Genomic DNA, 543 nt, shown 5'->3' with positions numbered 1-543 from the left:
CACGACAACGATGTGATTGGGAAGGTTCCTGGCTCGCCATTGCCTGCGCTCGGTGACGCGCAGCAAGCCGTGCGTGCTGGCTTTACGCAACGCATTGCGTACAGTGGTCGACCCAACGCCGGCGCGATCGCCGATCTCCTTCACCGATCGGTCGCATTTGCCGTGCTGTCGGCAGTCCGACATAACGATGTAGAGCGCAGCGCTCTCCCCTTCGGTGAACTCCCCGGCGAACTCGGGTCGAACAGCCTGCATGCGGGCAAGACGCCGCTTGCGCTGCCACCGCGCAGGATCTCGAGGGCCGTGGGCAGCCTCGCGGCGGCTTCGCTCGCTGCGGAGCCGTTGCGGATAACATGAGCGAGGTGGCGACAAGCCATCCGCGCGGGCCACCTTGAGGTTGGCGCGGTGCTGGTCAGCCTTCTCGCAAAGCCGCTCCGCATCATCCTCGCCAAGCGATTCCTCGCCGTATAGCTTCCATATCTGGCGGCAAAAATCGTCCAGTTCGGCCAATGACCGAACGTTCGTGAGCCATAGGCTCAGCGTTGA

General features: G+C 63.5%; 1 pseudogene. It reads right to left on the bottom strand.

The window, feature by feature from the left end:
- A pseudogene (locus ACWGS9_RS35265) lies at positions 1 to 507 on the bottom strand (hypothetical protein); the annotation flags it as partial.
- Positions 508 to 543 lie beyond the last annotated feature (36 nt).

The organism is Mesorhizobium sp. Arg314, assembly GCF_053714275.1.
The sequence above is the reverse complement of the archived record's forward strand: the minus strand, read 5'-3'. Positions and strand labels throughout refer to the sequence as shown.